The 18,830-nt window shown below is 34.5% G+C and carries 13 protein-coding genes and 3 pseudogenes; 11 read left to right on the forward strand and 5 right to left on the reverse strand.

Annotation, left to right across the window (positions count from 1 at the left end; translation table 11 throughout):
* Positions 1 to 25: 25 nt before the first annotated feature.
* Entirely contained in the window at positions 26 to 529 is a 504-nt protein-coding gene (locus tag M3182_RS26240) for a CBO0543 family protein (RefSeq protein ID WP_349775465.1), read from the reverse strand.
* Between the two features lie 130 nt (positions 530 to 659).
* Positions 660 to 1,005, reverse strand: a pseudogene (arr, locus tag M3182_RS18955) (NAD(+)--rifampin ADP-ribosyltransferase).
* A 306-nt stretch (positions 1,006 to 1,311) separates the two neighbouring features.
* Between arr and M3182_RS18960 the strand changes: the two are divergent.
* Positions 1,312 to 1,867: pseudogene (locus M3182_RS18960) on the forward strand (dihydrofolate reductase family protein).
* A 1,538-nt stretch (positions 1,868 to 3,405) separates the two neighbouring features.
* The gene (locus M3182_RS18965; protein WP_251559588.1) at positions 3,406 to 3,624 is read left to right on the forward strand and encodes a hypothetical protein; all 219 of its coding nucleotides are present in this window, start codon (positions 3,406 to 3,408) and stop codon (positions 3,622 to 3,624) included.
* 774 nt (positions 3,625 to 4,398) lie between these two features.
* Here the strand turns inward: M3182_RS18965 and M3182_RS18970 are convergent.
* Positions 4,399 to 4,626: an alpha/beta-type small acid-soluble spore protein gene (locus M3182_RS18970; protein ID WP_251559590.1), complete on the reverse strand. Its 228-nt coding sequence runs from the start codon at positions 4,624 to 4,626 to the stop codon at positions 4,399 to 4,401.
* A gap of 444 nt (positions 4,627 to 5,070) precedes the next feature.
* Between M3182_RS18970 and M3182_RS18975 the strand changes: the two genes are divergently transcribed.
* Entirely contained in the window at positions 5,071 to 5,277 is a 207-nt protein-coding gene (locus M3182_RS18975; RefSeq protein ID WP_251559592.1) for a hypothetical protein, read from the forward strand.
* A 516-nt stretch (positions 5,278 to 5,793) separates the two neighbouring features.
* Here the strand turns inward: M3182_RS18975 and M3182_RS18980 are convergent.
* Positions 5,794 to 6,153 (reverse strand): hypothetical protein, encoded by a 360-nt coding sequence (locus M3182_RS18980; RefSeq protein ID WP_251559594.1) that lies wholly within the window; start codon positions 6,151 to 6,153, stop codon positions 5,794 to 5,796.
* A 1,113-nt stretch (positions 6,154 to 7,266) separates the two neighbouring features.
* On the opposite strand from M3182_RS18980, the gene M3182_RS18985 reads away from it, so the two are divergent.
* The 7 genes and pseudogenes from M3182_RS18985 to M3182_RS19020 all read left to right on the forward strand — a co-directional run bounded on the left by M3182_RS18985 (position 7,267) and on the right by M3182_RS19020 (position 13,464).
* Positions 7,267 to 7,755, forward strand: a complete 489-nt coding sequence (locus M3182_RS18985; RefSeq protein WP_251559596.1) for a hypothetical protein — start codon at positions 7,267 to 7,269, stop codon at positions 7,753 to 7,755.
* Positions 7,756 to 8,225: 470 nt separating this feature from the next.
* Positions 8,226 to 8,324, forward strand: coding sequence for a helix-turn-helix domain-containing protein (locus M3182_RS18990; protein ID WP_251559598.1), 99 nt, complete (start codon positions 8,226 to 8,228; stop codon positions 8,322 to 8,324).
* Positions 8,325 to 8,664: 340 nt separating this feature from the next.
* Positions 8,665 to 10,281 (forward strand): DUF6119 family protein, encoded by a 1,617-nt coding sequence (locus tag M3182_RS18995; protein WP_251559601.1) that lies wholly within the window; start codon positions 8,665 to 8,667, stop codon positions 10,279 to 10,281.
* 752 nt (positions 10,282 to 11,033) lie between these two features.
* Positions 11,034 to 11,348, forward strand: a complete 315-nt coding sequence (locus M3182_RS19000; protein WP_251559603.1) for a YrdB family protein — start codon at positions 11,034 to 11,036, stop codon at positions 11,346 to 11,348.
* A gap of 328 nt (positions 11,349 to 11,676) precedes the next feature.
* Positions 11,677 to 12,058, forward strand: a pseudogene (locus M3182_RS19005) (GNAT family N-acetyltransferase).
* Between the two features lie 538 nt (positions 12,059 to 12,596).
* Positions 12,597 to 13,121, forward strand: a complete 525-nt coding sequence (locus tag M3182_RS19015; RefSeq protein ID WP_251559605.1) for a VOC family protein — start codon at positions 12,597 to 12,599, stop codon at positions 13,119 to 13,121.
* Between the two features lie 205 nt (positions 13,122 to 13,326).
* Complete coding sequence (locus M3182_RS19020) at positions 13,327 to 13,464, forward strand: hypothetical protein (protein ID WP_251437704.1); 138 nt, start codon at positions 13,327 to 13,329, stop codon at positions 13,462 to 13,464.
* Between the two features lie 382 nt (positions 13,465 to 13,846).
* Here the strand turns inward: M3182_RS19020 and M3182_RS19025 are convergent, their stop codons facing one another.
* The gene (locus M3182_RS19025; RefSeq protein WP_251559607.1) at positions 13,847 to 15,070 is read right to left on the reverse strand and encodes an IS110 family RNA-guided transposase; all 1,224 of its coding nucleotides are present in this window, start codon (positions 15,068 to 15,070) and stop codon (positions 13,847 to 13,849) included.
* Between the two features lie 522 nt (positions 15,071 to 15,592).
* Here M3182_RS19025 and M3182_RS19030 point away from each other — a divergent pair.
* Positions 15,593 to 18,688 carry an EAL domain-containing protein gene (locus tag M3182_RS19030; RefSeq protein ID WP_251559609.1) on the forward strand — a complete coding sequence of 1,032 codons (3,096 nt, stop codon included), beginning with the start codon at positions 15,593 to 15,595 and terminating at the stop codon, positions 18,686 to 18,688.
* The last annotated feature ends 142 nt before the right edge of the window (positions 18,689 to 18,830 follow it).

Consider the following 18,830-nt stretch of genomic DNA (forward strand, 5'->3'; position numbering starts at 1 on the left):
CTTATTGTTGGTTAAAAGCCTCCATCTAGGAAAAATCGTATTTATTATTGAAGAGACGTCTTATAATAGACATTGAAAACCTGACCAATAAAAAGGAAAAAGAAAGCGAATAAAAAGTGGTTTTCCAATTCCACCCCTTTTTATATTTAACAAGCTGTGTATTTTTTTCTAGCCATAACTCAGTAATAGTCATCGGCACACTGAAATATAGAACTTTTAAAAGGCACTGAAGGATGCGGGAATCCTTAGTCAGTTGATTATAAAAGACACATGTAATTGGGAAAAGTATATAATCAAACAACACGCTTGTATTAACTTGTTTTGGAAATTTTGTGGGATATTGAACATAACCTTTATTTACAACCAGTTTATCGACCAATGATGCATAATAACCTTTTATAAAGAAAACAAGGAGCCAGTCCTTTGCAAGTGGTTTTTTAATTAAGTAAATAAAGGAACTAATACCAAAGAAATAAAGCAATTTTATAATGTTTTTTTCAAATTTTCGACCCATGTTTAACGCCTCCATAAGATAGGATATCTCTGATGCAGGTGGTTATACTTAGGAAATTTGAAAAATAGATAAGTAAACAGATAACCAGGCCTTAATACCTGGAGGTTATCTAACACATACCTTTCTGTTCTAGATATTTTAAGCCTTAATCGTCTATCACAGCTTTTCCTTGTTCACGCAACTTTTTCAGGGATGCACACATATGATTTATTTCATCATCGGAATGTCTTTCCCATGAACTTAATTCTGCGACTATTTTCAATGGAGACATAGACCTGTAAGAACGTGTTGGGTTTCCAGGGAATCTTTTGTCAGTTAAGTTCGGATCATTTTCAAAATCACGTAATGGTTCTACAATGAAGATTCTTTCTTTTGACGTTGATGCAGCTAATTCAGCACCCCATTTAGCTGCATCCAATGTGGCAGTAAAGCTCTGCCTTCGTACCGTGAAAAAAAGGACCTTTATCCAAGACATTTTTTTTGTCATTCATACTTGGTACACTCCTTAAATTGTTGATTTTTGTATTACAGTATAGTATGGGATTGGCTAAAAGAGTAGTCTATAAATGAATTACAAATCGTTGTATAATATAAGTAGAGGGAAGGATCGATCGAGAATCCGTATTTTACGACATAGTAAAGAATCCATTTTGATAAGGCTAATCAAAATGGATTCTTTTTTCTCATTTAAGTTATTTTTTGTTTAATCGTGTGCTAAGCAGTTGTCCATATTAGGGAGCAACAATACACCGCGCAGGTAGTACATAATCAATATTAATTGAAATGGAGGGAAAAACATGTCAGAGATAATGAGGCCACGAAGAATTCTTTTAGATTTAGCCGCTACTTTGGACGGATTTATAGAAGGGAAGAATGGAGAAATTGACTGGTGCATATGGACTCCGAGATGGACTTTATCCATTTTCTAAATCGAATCGATACGATATTATACGGAAGAAAAAGCTATGATTTATAGGGCCAATATGCTGCGGAAAACGATGATGTGGATGACATGTGGAACATCATCCACCAAAAAGAAAAGTATGTGTTTTCCCGAACCCAACAGGGAAGTGGATAGGGAGCACACTTCGTTAATGGAAACGTGGTTGAAGAAGTTATTAAATTAAAGAATCAGCCTGGTATAGATATTTGGCTCTACGGCGGAGCGAGCCTTATAACAACTTTTATCAAGTACAATCTTGTCGATGAATTTAGATTATTGTTCACCCTGTTATTTTAGGAGAAGGAAAACCATTGTTTATTGATGTAAAACAGAGGGTGAATTTAGAACATGTTGACACAAGAACGTTTTCCTCTGGAATTGTTCAATTATGCTACAGGCTGAAAAATTGATGATTACAAAACTAGTTTAAAATTTAACGTCAAAGGCACGCCCCGAATTTTCTCGTTTCACAAAATATGTTCCAAAAGAATAGGGAGGAGCTCTCTTATTCAAATGTGGAATCACCCTACATTATTTTGAACAGTACATTCCACTGCTCTGCCAAAAAGAACCAATCACGATGACAGTTTTCATCGTTTAACTTGATGCCAATTTAGTCAAGGAATTCGTACCGAAGATGACCATACAGGAAGTATGTCTCATTGTGTTTGGTATTCTATTCCGCGGGGATTCAGTGGTTAGCAAAAGCGATACCGCTCACCTGTTAATCGACTGAGGACATCGAATGGTTGCAGCTGATCTTGTCTCGTTAAAAAGGCTAAGAGCCACGGAGATGTGACGAAAAACTAAAGAATTCTTGGCTCTTGACAGCTTGGTTTGTTGAATATCGTTCACTCCTATGGGCAAAAACTTTTCTCATTATTGTAAAAGGGATTCATTTAAAAAGAATACAGATAGGTATACTAAAAGAAAAAAGTTAGGAGGGATATATATGGGTTTATTCGGTAATCGAAGAGAAAAAAGACGAGAGAAAAAGATTCAAAGGGGAATATGTCCTGACTGCTCAGGAAGGGGATTTTTTTCTTCAGGATTGGAATCCGTTCATGTCCATGATTGTGATTCTTGTAAAGGAACAGGAAAAGCCAAGTAGTGCAAGGAAGATAGAGCGAGTGTTAGACTCATATGAGTTGTTAAGCTAAATGCTGCAAGAGTTGAAGTAAGGAGCTGTCATTTATGGCAGCTTTTCTTATTGTGCAAACGAAGCAGAATTGTTGTCTAAAATTTTGGAAAGGTTTTTCCTATCAGAATTAGCTTTATCCTTATACAAAAAGTAAAAATTTTTTAAGCTTTAGGATGGAAGACTTAATTTATGAAAAATTTACAGAAACTATCTCGCGAACTAATATTCTCCTATGTAATTTAATCGTAAGAACAATGGAAATATGCTTCTACTATTATTTTGATGAATGCACTGCATTTAGTACCTGAGTATAGTAAACAAGAGATGATTTTTATGACACTGAAGTTGATTCCGTATTTAGTAATGAATGGGAACGCCAGGGAAAAGACTAAATATAAATATATGAAGGCAATCTTGAAAAAACGTTGACGAATGCTCAGGAAGCAAAGGGACGACCATTTGCTTCTTTTAATAAGTGTAGGTTAACGGACTGTTCGATCTTATTGGGAAAACGTAAGCATAGGATACGTCCCCACGCTTCTCATGTTTGAAGCCAACATGTCATTATCTTGGCCATAATCACACACATTTTTTTCAGTCATTCATTTTATCTTAAGGAGTATCCTATTTAGGTTTGTGTGGAGTGGTTATAACTGTGCTCTCATTCAACATTTTTTGTATTTGGTTATTCAATTTTTTCTCGGGCATTGGACAGGAAAGACATGATGCAGAATTTTCTTCTTTCACATAGGATTATAAAAACCGCTTTCTTTTAGCTTTAAATAAACTCTTGTTTGGTGGAAATCGATGAATATTGAGGACATGGTTGCAGATGAATTGCAGTGTATGTTTTTAGAAGAGAAGCTATGTGGAGTAAAGGAAGAGGAGTTAAATAGGATAACCAGAAAAATAAGAAGGCGAGAAATAACGATAAGTGAATTAATAAGACAACATCCTATGATGAAAGAAAAGGTCAAAGATGCCATGCTTCGAATAGCTGCCTATGCTCCACTTCATTTAAGCTGAAAGTTTAAAAATGGATTTTTGTTAACAATATGAATTAGTTTAAGCAAAAATCCTATAGAATGGTACGATTTTATATGTGATAAGTTAAAGCTAACCGACGTATAGGTTAGCTTTAACTCTAAAAATGGGATTGAAAATTTCATGTATATCATTATTAACGCCCTATATCCATCCAGTAGAAGTCCCGAATAGCATTATAAAGAAGATTAACCTATACAAACATCTGAAAGGTTCAAGTGATTGATTAATGACAGGCAATGACAATAATTTTTCTGCTAAAAAACCATGGATATTTATAAGTTCCAAAGGTCTTTATTTAAAGGGACATATACTTTTTCCCCTTGGATTTCTCTATGGATAATCAAATTTTGGTTGTGGTCATTTCCTGTTTTCAATTCTCTTGGCCGTGCTCTAAAGCTAATCCCTAGAATTTCCTCTATTTGTTTTTTTCCAATAGATATAACACATTCCCCCAATAGATTTTGATATCAATATTATGGCTTTTGTCTCTTTTTTAATGTATGTAAAATCAAAAGGGACTACTCCTGCTTAAAAGGTGTTTTAATGAGTGAATATCCATAAGTAAAAAGCTAACGCAAATGAGGTTAGAGTTTTACAGTAAGTTCAATTCATGACTTTTTTATAGTCAATTAAAAATTTTATATGGATTTTTTTAAAAGTTATACATTTTAGGCTCTATTAGGGAAAAATGAATGGTAAAAGGTGGGAATCCTATGAAAATCCATCGTAATATTTTGTTTTTACTTGTTAATCTTAGCGAGATGTTGAGCCAGCTTGTCCTGTTAATCCAGTTAATTGCTGTTGAGCTGTAGCAACAAGGCGCTTCGTGATCTCTCCACCTACTGAACCATTTGCACGAGCCGTTTGGTCAGCACCCAGTTGTACACCAAATTCAGAAGCGATTTCATATTTTAACTGCTGAAGTGCTTGATCTGCACCTGGCACTAATAGACGGTTACGTCCACCACTACGGTTTGACATATGTTTTCACCTCCTTGTGTATATAATCTGTTTTTATTAAAAAATGATTCATCACAAATTTTGGAAACATAATGTATCGGAAACGCCCTTAATAAGTTTTGTTGAGAGTGGCAAACAAGTTCTCACAGCAACTCCTGGTAAAAAATTATTTGTTTAGCGGGTTTGACATCCAGTCAAGTCCTTTTTTTCATTAGGTAAAATACCTTTAAAAAGCCGCCCTGTATTTAGTTCACGCGCAAATTCAGTTTTAACCTGCATGGCCGCAATAACCGACCACATTCATGCCCGCACACTGCGTCCATGCTACTTCAAACTCCATGTATGGATTCAATCCCTTTTTTATTTATGCGCCCAGGCAAGCATTGATTACTAATTGGTGAAAGTTCAATCTGAGTAACAGTAGCTGACAGGCAGCTGGTAGAGAAATCATAAGGTTGAAGTCCTGTGCCAGTAACCTTGTGGGGGCAAGCAAAAGGAAGGCAGCTTCCACCCGAGCCCGGTCCGAAGGGTCCGCATCCCGAAATCAGACCGCTTGGCAACCCGACCATCAAAGACCGTGTTGCCCAAATGGCAGTCAAAATGGTCAATGAGCCTCTTTTTGAGATTTCCAACTGTTCCTACGGATTCAAACCAAAAAGGAATGGACATTAGCCAATGACATAATAAGGAAAGCCAGCAGGAAGTCAAACGGGGTGCTTGATGTGGACATCAAAAGTTTAATCAACTAAATGGCGCTATTCTGTAAAAAGAAGAATAAAGCGCTTATTTTTCATTTTAAAACTAGGGAGGGTAGGCGTTCCTATAGATTTACAATGATAACAAAGAAAAAGTATTCATCATAGATTCTACGGGTATAGTTTGCGCGTGTTTTTGCCTACATGGATATCATTGGGATTTAGAGAGGATACGGATAACGGAGGCTTTCCTATGGCCAGGTTACTTGAATAAATTTGTCCCTTAAATGAAATGGGTATCTACCATGCTGAAAAGGAAAAGATAAATTAAAGTAAAAGAACGGTAAATAGCTACCTAAAAAAGAAAAATCACTTTAACACCAGTGACTTTTCTTTTTCTTTTTTATACCATATTTCATTATTATTCCTTGTATTCTCAAAACATAATTCATGCTCCACATAAAAAACCAAGGATATAACAGCAACACATCTTTCATAGATTCCTTCCCACTTTTTCTCTTAGCATCTGAAATCCGTACAAAAGCAAAGACTTTACAAAGAATAAAAGCGATAATTGATATTTCTTCAAACGTACTAACGAGGCTATTCCAAGTCCAAGGTCTTTCAGCATATCCACAAATTTATAGGTGAAAACTGTATCAACAACAAGGTTCAACAGCAAATACAACATGAATTTACCGTAAGTAAACCGCAAAATCCATATGGAGCCGATTAAAAATGGTCCCCAAGTTAAAGGAAAACGGCCTGATAACTTAGGCTGGATTTTAACATAATACCACCACCATTTTCGCTTTTTAGCTAATTCACCTTCAAACCAAACTACAATTGCCATCAAAAAACTTGCAGGCAAAAAACGTTTAATGGCTTTTTTTTTCAAGCAAGGGAATCGTAAACCAGGATAACACCATCATCGCCGGCAATAATGCTTTCGCAACGTTGAGCTTTCTCATATGCAACCTCCAAACCCAAACGATCAGGAATATTTTCTCCAAAATAGGTGATTTTATTTATAGCAATAAAAATATCCTTCTTAAAAATTTCCTTTTATCATTCCATTCAATGGTTTTATATAATCAAAATTGTTGGGGGAATGCTCCTGACTTTTAATGTTTGTAAAGCAATTTTTTCCGTTATCCATTTCAACTCTTGTTATGCCCTATATCATAATCCAAGTATGCTTTGGTTTCTTTGTCAGATCATTTATTGCAGAAAATACTCATCAAACCGATTTGAACTTTTCAGACAAATTCATAGATTTACCAATAGAGCGATGCTAAGAAAGTATCGCCTTTTTTAGGGTTAAGTAACAAAAAAGAATACAGTAATTTACTAAGCGAAAGGGTCAAAAGATGAAATAGGAGTTGTCATTTATGGTGGCTTTTCTTATTGCGCTAACGAAGCAGGTTATTTTAATCAGAACAGTAGCTTAATTCTCAAGAACAAAGAAAAAATCTACCCCGGATTTGGAAAGGATAGATTTTTTCCTGCTTATTCAAATTTTTGCTAATGCTGCGCAACATCAAACTTAATTTGTACAATAATGACGTTAATTATGCGATTATTTTTTAATTATTGGACTGTCAGGCTAGCATTAAAAAACTGTTCCTTGCTAAAAGGGACACCAAATAGTGGGATATCTTTATACAAGGTATAATAGTAGTGTTTACCAACTATAGATTTATACGCGTAACAATTCACAATTTATGCCTTTTTCTGTGGAACATACTATTTTTATGAAAAAAGGGTGCTCTTTCGTTGCAATATCATTACAATACATACCAAAAGGAGCTTGAAGATCCAGCTCCTTTTATTGTGTCTCCTCTTGATAAAACCCTTATAAGGATCTTGTTTAAATAGTATTTAGGTTTTTTATTTACATCATTTGTATTTGAAATGACCAATTCATATGGTAGCCTGAATTGGCAAAATTCAATGTTAGCGTTATATGGAGGTGAATAAAATTCTATCGAGAAAAATTATTTCGGCATCTATTTCAGGTTCTTTGTTTGCTATTTTGTTAGGTTTAATCGTGCCAAATCCATTTGGTGAAGCTATTACATCAATATCAGATTATTTATTTGCTGTTGTATTAACCACACCTCTTTATTTGATGTATAGTTTTCCAGCTATTTTAATTTATGGAGTGTTAACTTCTATCATTAGTGATAAAGTCAGCCAAATGATTTCAACAAAAATAGGGAATGAAAAGTCTGAAATCATTATTTCAGCTATTTTGCACGGTGTTTTTGGTCTTATCCTATTATTGTATAGTTTAGGTGCTTCGATGTTGTTCTTTATTACCGATCGACTTCTACAAAAGAAAAACAACAATTATAAATGGTTCCTAGCCATTAAGAGTTTGGCCATTCCATTGGCGGTTTGGCTCATTTTTATGGGGATTGTCTATTTAGAGCATATTGTAGTAGGCGGATAAAATCGATTGGGGAACCATCATTAAAGGAACGAGGCAGTTTAGTTTAATAATTGTCATTACCTTATTTTCAACAACCGGGCCAGATTGTGGAGTAACTCATGTATTAGGTAGTAGACACAAACTATGTAATGAGATTCACTATTTTTTGAGAAGGGATGTACTTAAGTTAACCGTAGTAAAATTTAATCGAAACACTGGATTTTAATAGTAAAATGTAAAGGACAGTAGAGAAAAAAGTGAGTTTTAAAGATAATTAGTTGATAAAGAAGTGTTATCTATATAATTTAAAATGCTAAGGAAAGCATCACTATAGGTAGATTGATGTTAAAGATGATTAGTGCAATTAATGACTTTGAATGTGAAAATATGCTTACGAGACAATGTTAAGGCATTGCAGTAGCTAAAGCAGAAGGGAAGTATAAAGGAAGAAAAGAAGTAACAATCCCAGAGACTTCGACAAGCAGCGGTAGATGAAACGAGAAGTGTCCAAGACTAAGCTAGCAAAGGAACTAGGATTATCAAGACCAACACTAGATAAACTAATAAAAGAGCATATAGCAGTTGGTTGATAAGGGATCCCTCAAGGGGTCTCTTTTTTAGTTCGAGGGGTATGGGGCGTAATTCCCACATTCTAATGTGGGTCATTAGCGGTGATTACCCTATGTCGCTTCAGCAACACATCACTAAAAAATTGAGACTTAACGGGATTCCCCCCTTAGGTATAAAGAAGTTAAATTACGAAAAAAATTCAGTTTTCATTCTAAGAATGTCGAATTACTTTATGTACTTATTAGGTATTTATATTAAATATAAGCATTTGTATTTGTTTGTCGAAACTTAAGGAACTAAATTCCTGATTATGATATAATTGGAATAGTTGGAATATTGGGTTTTTGTGGAGGGAATTGAATGGCTAGGCTGAGTATTACAAGTTATTTAATCAAAGAAGAATACTATGATTTTAGAGATGTAGTAAGAGAAGACATAGAAGTAGAATATTATCAATTAAATGAAGAATTTAACCTAGATGGTTTAATTGTTGTAGGATACACTTCAAAAAATTCCCCTCAATGGTTACAGTTATTGCAAAGTGGTTCAAATAGTGATTTGCCTGAGTTACTTAATAGCTCGTCAAGAGCAATATTATTTGTTAGAAGTAATAATCGTATTTTTGCATTTCCTTTTGGATTTGGAAGATACCTATTAAAAGATGAAGCAATTGTTAAGGATTTTGGAATAAAAGTTGTATTGAACAGCGTTGATCCTCAAAAATTGAGAAGTATTGATACAGCGACTATAAGTGAAATGACAATACACTCAAGAACACAAACCAGCAGAACTACAAATGTTAATACATTTGGAATCGATGTTGTCAAAGACTTTCTGAAATCGGTTACTGGTGAGCCAACCAATGAAGACTTTGGAACAGTAATTACTGGTAGAGAATCCGTCCAGTTCAGCTATGACTTTGAAGATAACTTCAGGAAATTTGGAGTAATATGTACCATTTTAGAAGAAAAGTATAACAGTAATAGTTATAGAGAGAATTTTAGCTGGGTTGATAATTTACAAATAGTAAATGATAGCGTTTTGAAGGGACAACTTGATCAGAAGTTGATTAATAATATTAATGGTCGAGAAGAGAACAAATTGCATCTAGCACCACCAGAAATTATTGACTGGAACGATATTGGAGGTTTTTCATTTACTGAACATGGTAATAAAATAAATGACTTGAGTATTGAAGAATATTTCAATTACATCACTAAATTTGACGAATTTGATTTAGAAAAGTTAAAGCGTCACTCTGTCTATACTTGGGATAACATTAATGAAAATAGAGTAGCAAAATGGAAGCTATATGACTGTGTAGTATTTGAAACAGTTTATGAAGATGAAACATATGTCCTTACTGTAGGAAATTGGTTCAAGATAAATCATGACTTTGCAAATTCAGTAGACGAATATGTTAGGAATATACCAACTTCTTCAATTGACTTACCTCCTTGTAAACAAGAGGAAAAAGAAGGGGAATATAATCTTAGAGTTGGACAAGAAGTCACAAATATGATTACCCTCGATACAAAGAATGTTATGTATCAAGGAAGTAAAATTGAAATCTGTGATTTAATGAGTAAAGAAAAGCATCTCATTCATGTAAAACCTTGGAAAAGCTCTTCAACATTAAGTCATTTGTTTTCTCAAGGTAAGGTATCTAGTGAGAGTTTGTTTCAAGACGTTGATTTTAGAAAAGCAAGCAGAGAAAAAATATCAGAAATTAATGAGGACTATGTTGAATACATTAGTGAGGATCAATATGATCCTTCTGAGATTGAAGTTGTTTATGCAATTATTGATTCTAGTGATAGAGAACTTCATGAAAGGTTACCATTTTTCTCTAAATTAAATATGATACAATCTGTAAAGCACTTGCGCAATATAAGATACAAAGTAACTCAATTAAAAATCAGAAGAGAAATAGAAGATAGTGTTGATACAAACAATGAAGAAGTTGTCGTTGGATAGTAAAATCCCTTTAACAAAAACGTTTGTATACACCAGATTCTCCACCCAATGTGATTTTTCTAGAACTTTCATTTCTACTTTTAGTATTGACTTGTCAACTGAATGTACTGTTGAACACGCATCTAACCAAGTTATGATTAGATGCTTTTTTTATGGGGAAAGTTGAACCCTGCATATTTAATGAAATATCGATATTATTACCTTTTTTTAATATGAATTACTAATTAGCGACAATGTCATTCGAGATGATTAATTCATTCCAGTGAATAACGCCGTCGCCATTGCCATCCGCCATCTGCAGAGTATTAGGATGGCTGCAACTAAGCTTGCACAGTCGCCAGCTTTCGTTTAATCCCACATCTGGGTAAACGGAAAAATTCCGGCTAAATTGGGAAATATCCATATTTCCTTAAAAATAAGAGGAGTTTTTCCGGTTATATGATCCAAATCCTTGGATTTTTATATGATTTAGTGCAGTTAATCGGAATATTTCCGCCTATCTCCTCTTATTAAGCATCCCCTAAATACAATAGCAGGAAATTCACCGCCTATGAATTCTCATAGGGGGAGCAGTTTGCAATCTGAAGAGAGCAAATAGCAAGGGATCACCCCACGGGGCGTTGGTCTAGGCAGGATTCACCGCCTTTTTTGTAGAAGTCTTTATTGAACGAACAGGCAGGTTAGCGGATATAGAACTTGTAAAATTAAAAACGTGTGACTTATAGAAAAAAAGAGATATTAGGAGGTTGGTAATGACTCTACTTATCATGGCAAGTAGGTTTATTTGCGAAATCTTAGCTCTCATCATTTTTGGTATCTGGGGCTTTCAGCAAGGGAAAATGATTGGAGCTATTGGAGTACCCTTAGTGGTAGCAGTTATTTGGTCTATGTTGGGTTCCCCCAATGCACCTTATAAACTGCAAGGTTTTTATGGTTCTATTTTAGAGTTAGTCCTTTTTTCAGCAGCAAGTTTTCTCCTATATAGTCTGGGACATACATACTTAGCTTTCATCTACTTCATCATTGCATTTGGAGTATCGATGCTTATTCATTTTATGGATATATAGTATAAAAGGGCCTTTATCCACGATAGGGGGATCACTTCTGTATTAATGGATGTACATCAACTTTTTTTGTTTTTATAAAAGAAAGCATTGATTAAAGAAAGATTTATGCCTATTAATGTTGAATTTCTTATGGAATAAACGGGGCAGTATAGGGAGCGAATCTAGGAAGATATTTTATAAAAGCTAAATACATGTCATCGAATTTATTACAAGATAACAAGAAAATAACAAAAAAAGCAGTAAACAAAAATGAGGAGGTATTGTAGTGAACCAACCCCAAATCCTAATTACTCAGTATAATCCAAAGTACGCTGAACAAACAGTGAAAATGTGGCGAAATAGTAAGGAACGGGCAATTGGTCAGAAAGAAATTCATAGTTTTGCAATCACGTTCATTTTTTAAATAAAATATTACCTGAACAGTTTCAAATAACTTTAGCGTTAATTGACGATAGAGTAGTTGGAATGATTGCTTCTAATGAAACGGAAATAAGCCAACTTTATATATATAGATTATCAAGGAATGGATATAGGTCAAACAACTAGATAAAGTAAAAGCAAAATCAAGTGGGAGATTAACATTATATACATTTGAAGTAAATGAGAATGCACAACGATTTTATGAAAAGAATGGATTTAAAATCATTGGTAGAGGCCACGAAAATGAAGAAAATTTACCTGATATTCACTATGAATGGATATCAAAATAAACAATCCTAACGGAGACTACAGGTATTAAAAAGCTATAGGAAAAGCAATGACTTAACGAATGAATGTCGGTTCTTTTTGGTGTTGGTTGAAACACTAGCCCAAATTGTGGAGTGATGTACTTAAACGAACGGGTACAAGAGTTGAAGAATGGAGCTGGCTGTCATATTGGCGGCTTTTTTATTGTGGTAACGGGCAGGATTGTTTAATCTAACAATTATATATAATTTTCGGATAAACGAGAGGAGGTGAATAAAAGAGATAAAATGGATATTAGGAAACTTAATAAAACTGATAAAGTTCCAATAGAAATTGTTGTTAGTGGCGGATCCCTCAAGAGCGATTGTTGAGGAATATGTTAATAGCAGCGAATGTTTTGTAGCTGAAAATTGGACAGCAAATTATTGGAGTTAATGTATTACTTCCAACAAGACCAGAGACAGTGGAACTTGTGAATATTGCAGTGGTAGAAGAGCAGCATCAGACAGGAGTTAGGTATTTTGATATCGTCTAAAAGATGACCATAGGGCCAGCCTAATAATGAATAATTTGAATAATCAGAAATTATGTGTATTTTACGATCTTGTTGGTTATAATAAAACTTGGAGTACTTACTCCAACGAAATCAGAGGAGCTGATAAAACGCAATTTATTCCTTATTTACAGTTGAACGGAAATACAAGAGAAGCCATTGGATTTTATGAAAAGGTATTCCATGCAGAAACTTTAGGAGTTATTACATTTGGAGAAATGCCTACTTCCCCAGATTTTCCTTTACCTGAGGATGCAAAAGACCTTGTTGCACACGCTACGATTAAGGTTGGAGAGTCAGTCATTATGTTTTCAGATACATTCCCTGGTCAACCAGCTCAAGAGGGAAACCTGGTAACCATTTGCATTACGTTTGACAATACAGACAAAGCTCGACAAGTGTTTGATGCATTACAAGATGGCGGACAAGTTGAAATGCCACTTTCAGAAACAAGTTTTAATCCTGCTTACGGGGTCATTAAAGATAAATTCGGTGTAACATTTCAATTTTACAATGAAGGATCTCAAGGTTAGTACATACGATGATAGTAAAAAAAACGGCTTTGTACGGATGACAAAGTCGTTTTTTAATGGTTCCCTTACTCACAAAACTGACCGTAAAAGTTTGGGAGTATAACAGGGAGCAATAGGTATCCTTTACTATCTGCTAATGTTCATGAAGGAGTTTCATTTCTAAAAGAGAATAAAGTACCTTATCATTTTTATTAGAGGAGATTTGATGGATGTTAGAAACGCTACAATAAACGATGTTCCTATATTGGTTCCTTTGATGGAGCAACTTGGTTATCCAACCTCTGTTGAAAAGTTTGCAATTAAGCAGAAAGTTAACAAGGTGCCATTTCAATTGTTTGAATAGCGGAAATCGGTCAGAGAGAAAAGATGCCCACCAATTCTATTCAAGTATGGGCTATAAAGCTAAAAGTATCGGATTCGATGTAATTCAGGCTATGTTTTCAGTAAAACAGTTCAGTCTCGGATTTACTAAACATATCTAGATGAGAATATTAGTAATCATAACACTTTAGTCCAAGCCGAAATGCAAAAAATCAAATAAGCCTGAATAAATTTGAAAAGGCCAAAAGAATTTGGTGATCATTCAGTTACCTAGTTAACTACCATGAAAATAAACTTCTGTAACTAAAGGAAAAAGGCAATACTTAAGAAGACGCAGCTCATTCATTTTTTTAAAAAGGGGAGAGCGCCTGATTTATTGATCTATTGTAGGAATACGGACTGGATTATGATGCTTCAGGTTCTTGTAATGTTACTGAGTATCCCAAACTTTCAAGTCTGCGTAGGGAATGCCGAACAATTGACTGTTGTCTCTGTTTATCAAAGTAGTCTTCGCCTAAGTCTACATATATTTTTTTACGCGTTAAGAGATAATAAGCAATTCTCAACATGGCATGAGCCACTACTATTCCTGCACGTTTCTTTCCCTTTCGTGATGCTGTACGCCGATACAGTGCTCCGAGATAGTTTTTAGATCCTCTGACAGAATGAGCTGCTTCTGTTAATGCTGACCTCAAATATTTGTTTCCTTTTTTAGTTTTAGATGATTTTCTTTTTCCCGCACTTTCGTTATGTCCAGGAACCAATCCTGCCCAAGAACACATATGAGCTGCACTTGGAAATTGATTTTTAACATCTGTTCCGATTTCGGATAAAATTTGCTCAGCCATTCTGGTAGCTATGCCCGGGATAGAGTCTAAGCGTTCAACGTCTTCTTGATGGGAGCTAACTCTTCCTGCTACTTCGTGATCGAGCATCTCGATTTGTTCAGTTAAAAAATCAATATGCTTCAAAATTGTTTTCAACATTAGTCGTTGATGTGAATTGATATAACCTTTAAGGGCAAGCATTAGTTCATCTTTTTTCTTTTTCATTGTACGTCGAGCGAAGTTTGCTAGTTTTTCAGGGTCCTCTTCTCCTTCGGCAATAGCGTTAAGCATATCCCGAGCTGAAACGCCCATAACGTCTGAAACCACAGAGCCTAGCTTAATATTTGCACCCTCTAATACCTTTTGAATGCGATTATGTTGCCTAGCTCGTTCTTCAATAATACTCCTGCGATATCGAACCAGTTCACGTAATTCTCGTTGATTACGATCAGGGATATAACTAGCTTTTAAGAGTCCATGACGAAGAAGTTTGGCAATCCATTCTGCATCTTTGACATCAGTTTTACGTCCTGGGACTGCCTTCATATGTTGGGCATTCACAACAAGAAACTCAATATCTTCCGCTTCTAGTAAATTAACAATAGGCTTCCAGTAAACACTTGTACTTTCCATTGCAACATGGGTACAATTATGCTCTTTAATCCAGTCAACCAACTGTATTAGAAATACAGTTTTAGTTGAAAAAGTTTGAATCTCCTTTCCTTCTGGTGTCATAATACAAGCAGTAATATTGTCCTTATGAACATCCATACCGCATGCTCTTTCAATGACTACATCCATTGAAAACATCCTTCCTACGGCTCTGAATATAATTGGAGGCTGGTGCAGCAACCAGAATGGGATTAATCTACCATGTGTGCTTCCCGTAAGGGAGCGACAGTCAGTGGTGCACCGTGGTCGTTGGAGTCAGACTAACGGATGGGCTCTAACGCACCATAGTTAAGCGACCTTCCTCTCCCAGCCGTAGAATCAGTATTGACGGTTCTTAACCATTTTCATTCTCTGTGGTGAAGCGCTGATTTTTGCGCTTCATGGATGGCTAACGGGTGCAAGAGTTAAAGTTTCAGCTGCCATTAACTGGGCAGCTTTTTCTTGTTGGGCCAATGAAGCTTGTAGTTTAGAGCGAAAAATGCCGTATGCGGTACACTCTTCAAAAAGGGATTAATAATGGATGAAAGTTCAAGGTGTTTTAAGAATATCGATGTATTATATTTGTTCTGTCGTTGCAATGGAAAGTAACTGTATAATATATTAGTGAATAATTTAGTTCCTTTTTTAGGTACTGACGAAAGGAGATCACCATTGAGTTTTATATACAATACTAAGGATATTCTAGAACGAGTATCCGATGGATTTTATTCGTTAAATAATGAATTAAAATTTGAATATATAAATAATGTTACAGAAAAACTTTTACAAATAAAACGAGAAAATGCGATTGGACAATATATTTGTGATGTATTACCACACAGTGACTTGCATAAATTTGTATTACACTATAAAAGGGCATTGTCCGAACAAGTACCTGTAGAATTTGAAGAGTTTTTTAATAATAGATGGTATGAAATAAGGGCATTTCCTTCGAAGGAAGGCTTGTCTGTACTTTTTAGAGATATTACAGAAAAAAAGAAAGAGTTTCAAGACATTAATTTTCTAGCTAATTACGATGTTATAACAGAAATACCGAACCGTATTTACTTTTATAAATACTTAAAACGCAGGTTACAATCACAATCTATTGTTGGTTCATTTGCTGTTTTATTTATAGATATAAATAATTTTAAAAATGTAAATGATACATATGGTCATGGAGTAGGCGATTTGGTATTAAAACAAATCTCAAGGCAAATTGAGAAAAAAATAAATCAATTTGGTTGCATAGCTCGATACTCTGGAGATGAATTTCTTCTAACGTTGGAAAACCTTGACGATAATGAAATTTCATCTGTGATTAAACGAATAATTGATTCATTTTCAAGTCCATTTTGTATAAATGGGTTTGACATAAGAATTTCAATCTCTGTTGGGGTTAGCCAGTTTCCTAAAGATGGACAAAGTGAAGAGTTATTAATAAAACATTCAGAAAACGCAATGTATCAGGCGAAAAAAGAGGGGAGAAATAAATATAAGTTCTACGCCTTTGAAGAAAATGAAGGAAGAGTAGATGCTTTAAAATTAGAGTTAGAGCTCCACAAGGCGATAGAAAATAATCAGTTATTACTTCACTATCAACCTAAAATCAATTTAACTACTGGGAAAATTGTGGGTGTTGAGGCATTACTTCGTTGGGACCATCCAGAATGGGGAATGGTATCGCCAGAAACATTTATACCTATTGCTGAAGAGACAGGTTTAATTTTACCTATTGGAGAATGGGTTTTGAATGCTGCCTGTAAACAAAATAAAACTTGGCAGCAACAAGGGTTTTCAACAGTTGTTTCCGTCAATTTATCAGCTATACAATTTAATCAGACAAATATTATTAATACCATTGAATCCATTCTTCAAAAAACAGGAGTAGAACCACACTTTTTAGAAATTGAGATTACTGAAAGTATGACAGTGGATATTGACCGTACAATATTATTATTACAACAGCTTAAAAAGATTGGAGTCCATGTTAGTATCGATGATTTTGGTACAGGTTTCAGTTCATTAAGTTACTTAAAAAATTTTCCTGTTGATACCTTAAAAATCGACCAGTCTTTTGTTAAAGAACTTCGAAACAACCCAAATGGTGAAACCATAGTTAAAACCATTATCTCAATGGCTCATAATTTGAATTTGATTGTAGTGGCAGAAGGAATAGAAACAAAAGAACAACTAGTTTTTCTACAACAACATTTATGTGATGAAGGACAGGGATATTTTTTAAGTAAGCCTTTAACAGCATTCCAATTACAAGAAAAACGGTTTGAAATAGAAAAAATAGTTGAAAAACATGGAATCCCTAAAGATATTAATGAACAATTGTTAATGAAAGAATTATTGGAATCAGCCCAAAGAGAGTTACACGATACGATTCGTTTGCAGCAAGGGATGATATTTAAGTATAAGAATATTAATGAACGATTTATTCATACACAATGTGACGGGGAATTATTATACCGACTTGGAATGATTCCTTCTCAAGTTATAGGAAAAGAATTAGCTGATTTTCTTCCTTATAGAACTGCCCTCGATAAAACTGCCTACTATAAGATGGCATGGGAAGGAGAGGAATTTGTTACATATGAGGAAGAGTTAAATGGAATTAATTATCTTACAACTTTGCGTCCTATTAAAAAAGCTGGAGAAGTAGTACAAGTCATAGGTTCATGTATAGATATAACGAAACGTAAAAAAGCGGAGAAAGCATTACAAGAAAGCGAGGCTAAATATCGGCTGATTTCGGAAAACATGACGGACATAATCATGTTATTGGATATATTTGGAACGATACAGTATGCATCACCTTCCCTTGGAAAAGTAATGGGTAACCCATTAGAATCCTATATAGGTAAAAGTTCGTTTGATTTAATACATCCTGATGACAAGCAAAGCGTAATAATGGGATTTAAAAAAGTACTAAACACTATGAATCCATTAAGGCTGGAAGCTCGTTTTGTGAACATTGTTGGGAAATCGTTATTATTTGAAGGACTAGGTACCCCAGTCCTTGGAGAAAATGGCGATCCTGAACATTTTATAGTAGTGGGGAGAGACATTACTGAAAAAAGGGAAATGGAAGAACAACTCTCAAAATCAGAGAAATTATCAGTTGTGGGTCAACTTGCTGCAGGTGTTGCACATGAAATCAGAAACCCTATAACTTCCATAAAAGGATTTATTAAGCTTTTAGAGGAAGGAATCATGAAGAAAGAATTTTTCGAAGTAATTTCCAAAGATTTTAAACAAGTTGAGGAAATTCTTGAAGAATTTATTAATCTTGCCAAACCAAAAGAAATTCAATTAAAAAAGGTTAATATTAAAAATATACTTAAAGAAGTTGTGACATTAATAAAACCAGAAGCAAATTTGAAAAGCGTAGAAATTTTCCAAGAGTATAAACAAAATCTTCCTCAGATTATGTGTGATTCAAACCAAATAAAACAAGTTTTCCTAAATATAATAAAAAATAGCATTGAAGCCATTCCTAAAAATGGGTTTGTAGAAATCCAAGGGAGTATAGAAGGAAAAAATGTCCTGATAAAAATAATCGATAATGGAATAGGGATAAGTGAGGAGCGAGTTCAGAAATTAGGTGAGCCCTTCTATAGTAATAAAGAAAAAGGTACAGGTTTAGGTTTAATGATATGTTTTAGAATTGTTCGGGAACATAACGGGTCAATAAAAGTAAATAGTAAAGAAAATGAAGGTACCACGGTTGAAATTCGGTTACCAATAAAAACTTGTTAAAAGGAAGAAACCTGATGAATTAAACCATATTATAGCTAGATAGGAAAAGAATATGCAAGAAGGTAATGCAACGCCATTAAAAACAAACAGAAAAACTCCCAATGTGCTTATTCGTTTGTTATGAAATTAATTTGCCCTTTTA

The sequence above is a fragment of the Mesobacillus maritimus genome, from assembly GCF_023715205.1.
Classification (GTDB): Bacteria; Bacillota; Bacilli; order Bacillales; family Cytobacillaceae; genus Mesobacillus_B; species Mesobacillus_B maritimus_C.

Bases quoted from the DNA above. Each gene is read 5' to 3' on its own strand.
- M3182_RS26240 (WP_349775465.1), bottom strand. From the start codon at position 529: ATGGAGGCGTTAAACATGGGTCGAAAATTTGAAAAAAACATTATAAAA.
- M3182_RS18965 (WP_251559588.1), top strand. From the start codon at position 3,406: ATGAATATTGAGGACATGGTTGCAGATGAATTGCAGTGTATGTTTTTA.
- M3182_RS18970 (WP_251559590.1), bottom strand. From the start codon at position 4,626: ATGTCAAACCGTAGTGGTGGACGTAACCGTCTATTAGTGCCAGGTGCA.
- M3182_RS18980 (WP_251559594.1), bottom strand. From the start codon at position 6,153: ATGGCAATTGTAGTTTGGTTTGAAGGTGAATTAGCTAAAAAGCGAAAA.
- M3182_RS18985 (WP_251559596.1), top strand. From the start codon at position 7,267: ATGGAGGTGAATAAAATTCTATCGAGAAAAATTATTTCGGCATCTATT.
- M3182_RS18990 (WP_251559598.1), top strand. From the start codon at position 8,226: ATGAAACGAGAAGTGTCCAAGACTAAGCTAGCAAAGGAACTAGGATTA.
- M3182_RS18995 (WP_251559601.1), top strand. From the start codon at position 8,665: ATGGCTAGGCTGAGTATTACAAGTTATTTAATCAAAGAAGAATACTAT.
- M3182_RS19000 (WP_251559603.1), top strand. From the start codon at position 11,034: ATGACTCTACTTATCATGGCAAGTAGGTTTATTTGCGAAATCTTAGCT.
- M3182_RS19015 (WP_251559605.1), top strand. From the start codon at position 12,597: ATGAATAATTTGAATAATCAGAAATTATGTGTATTTTACGATCTTGTT.
- M3182_RS19020 (WP_251437704.1), top strand. From the start codon at position 13,327: ATGGATGTTAGAAACGCTACAATAAACGATGTTCCTATATTGGTTCCT.
- M3182_RS19025 (WP_251559607.1), bottom strand. From the start codon at position 15,070: ATGGATGTAGTCATTGAAAGAGCATGCGGTATGGATGTTCATAAGGAC.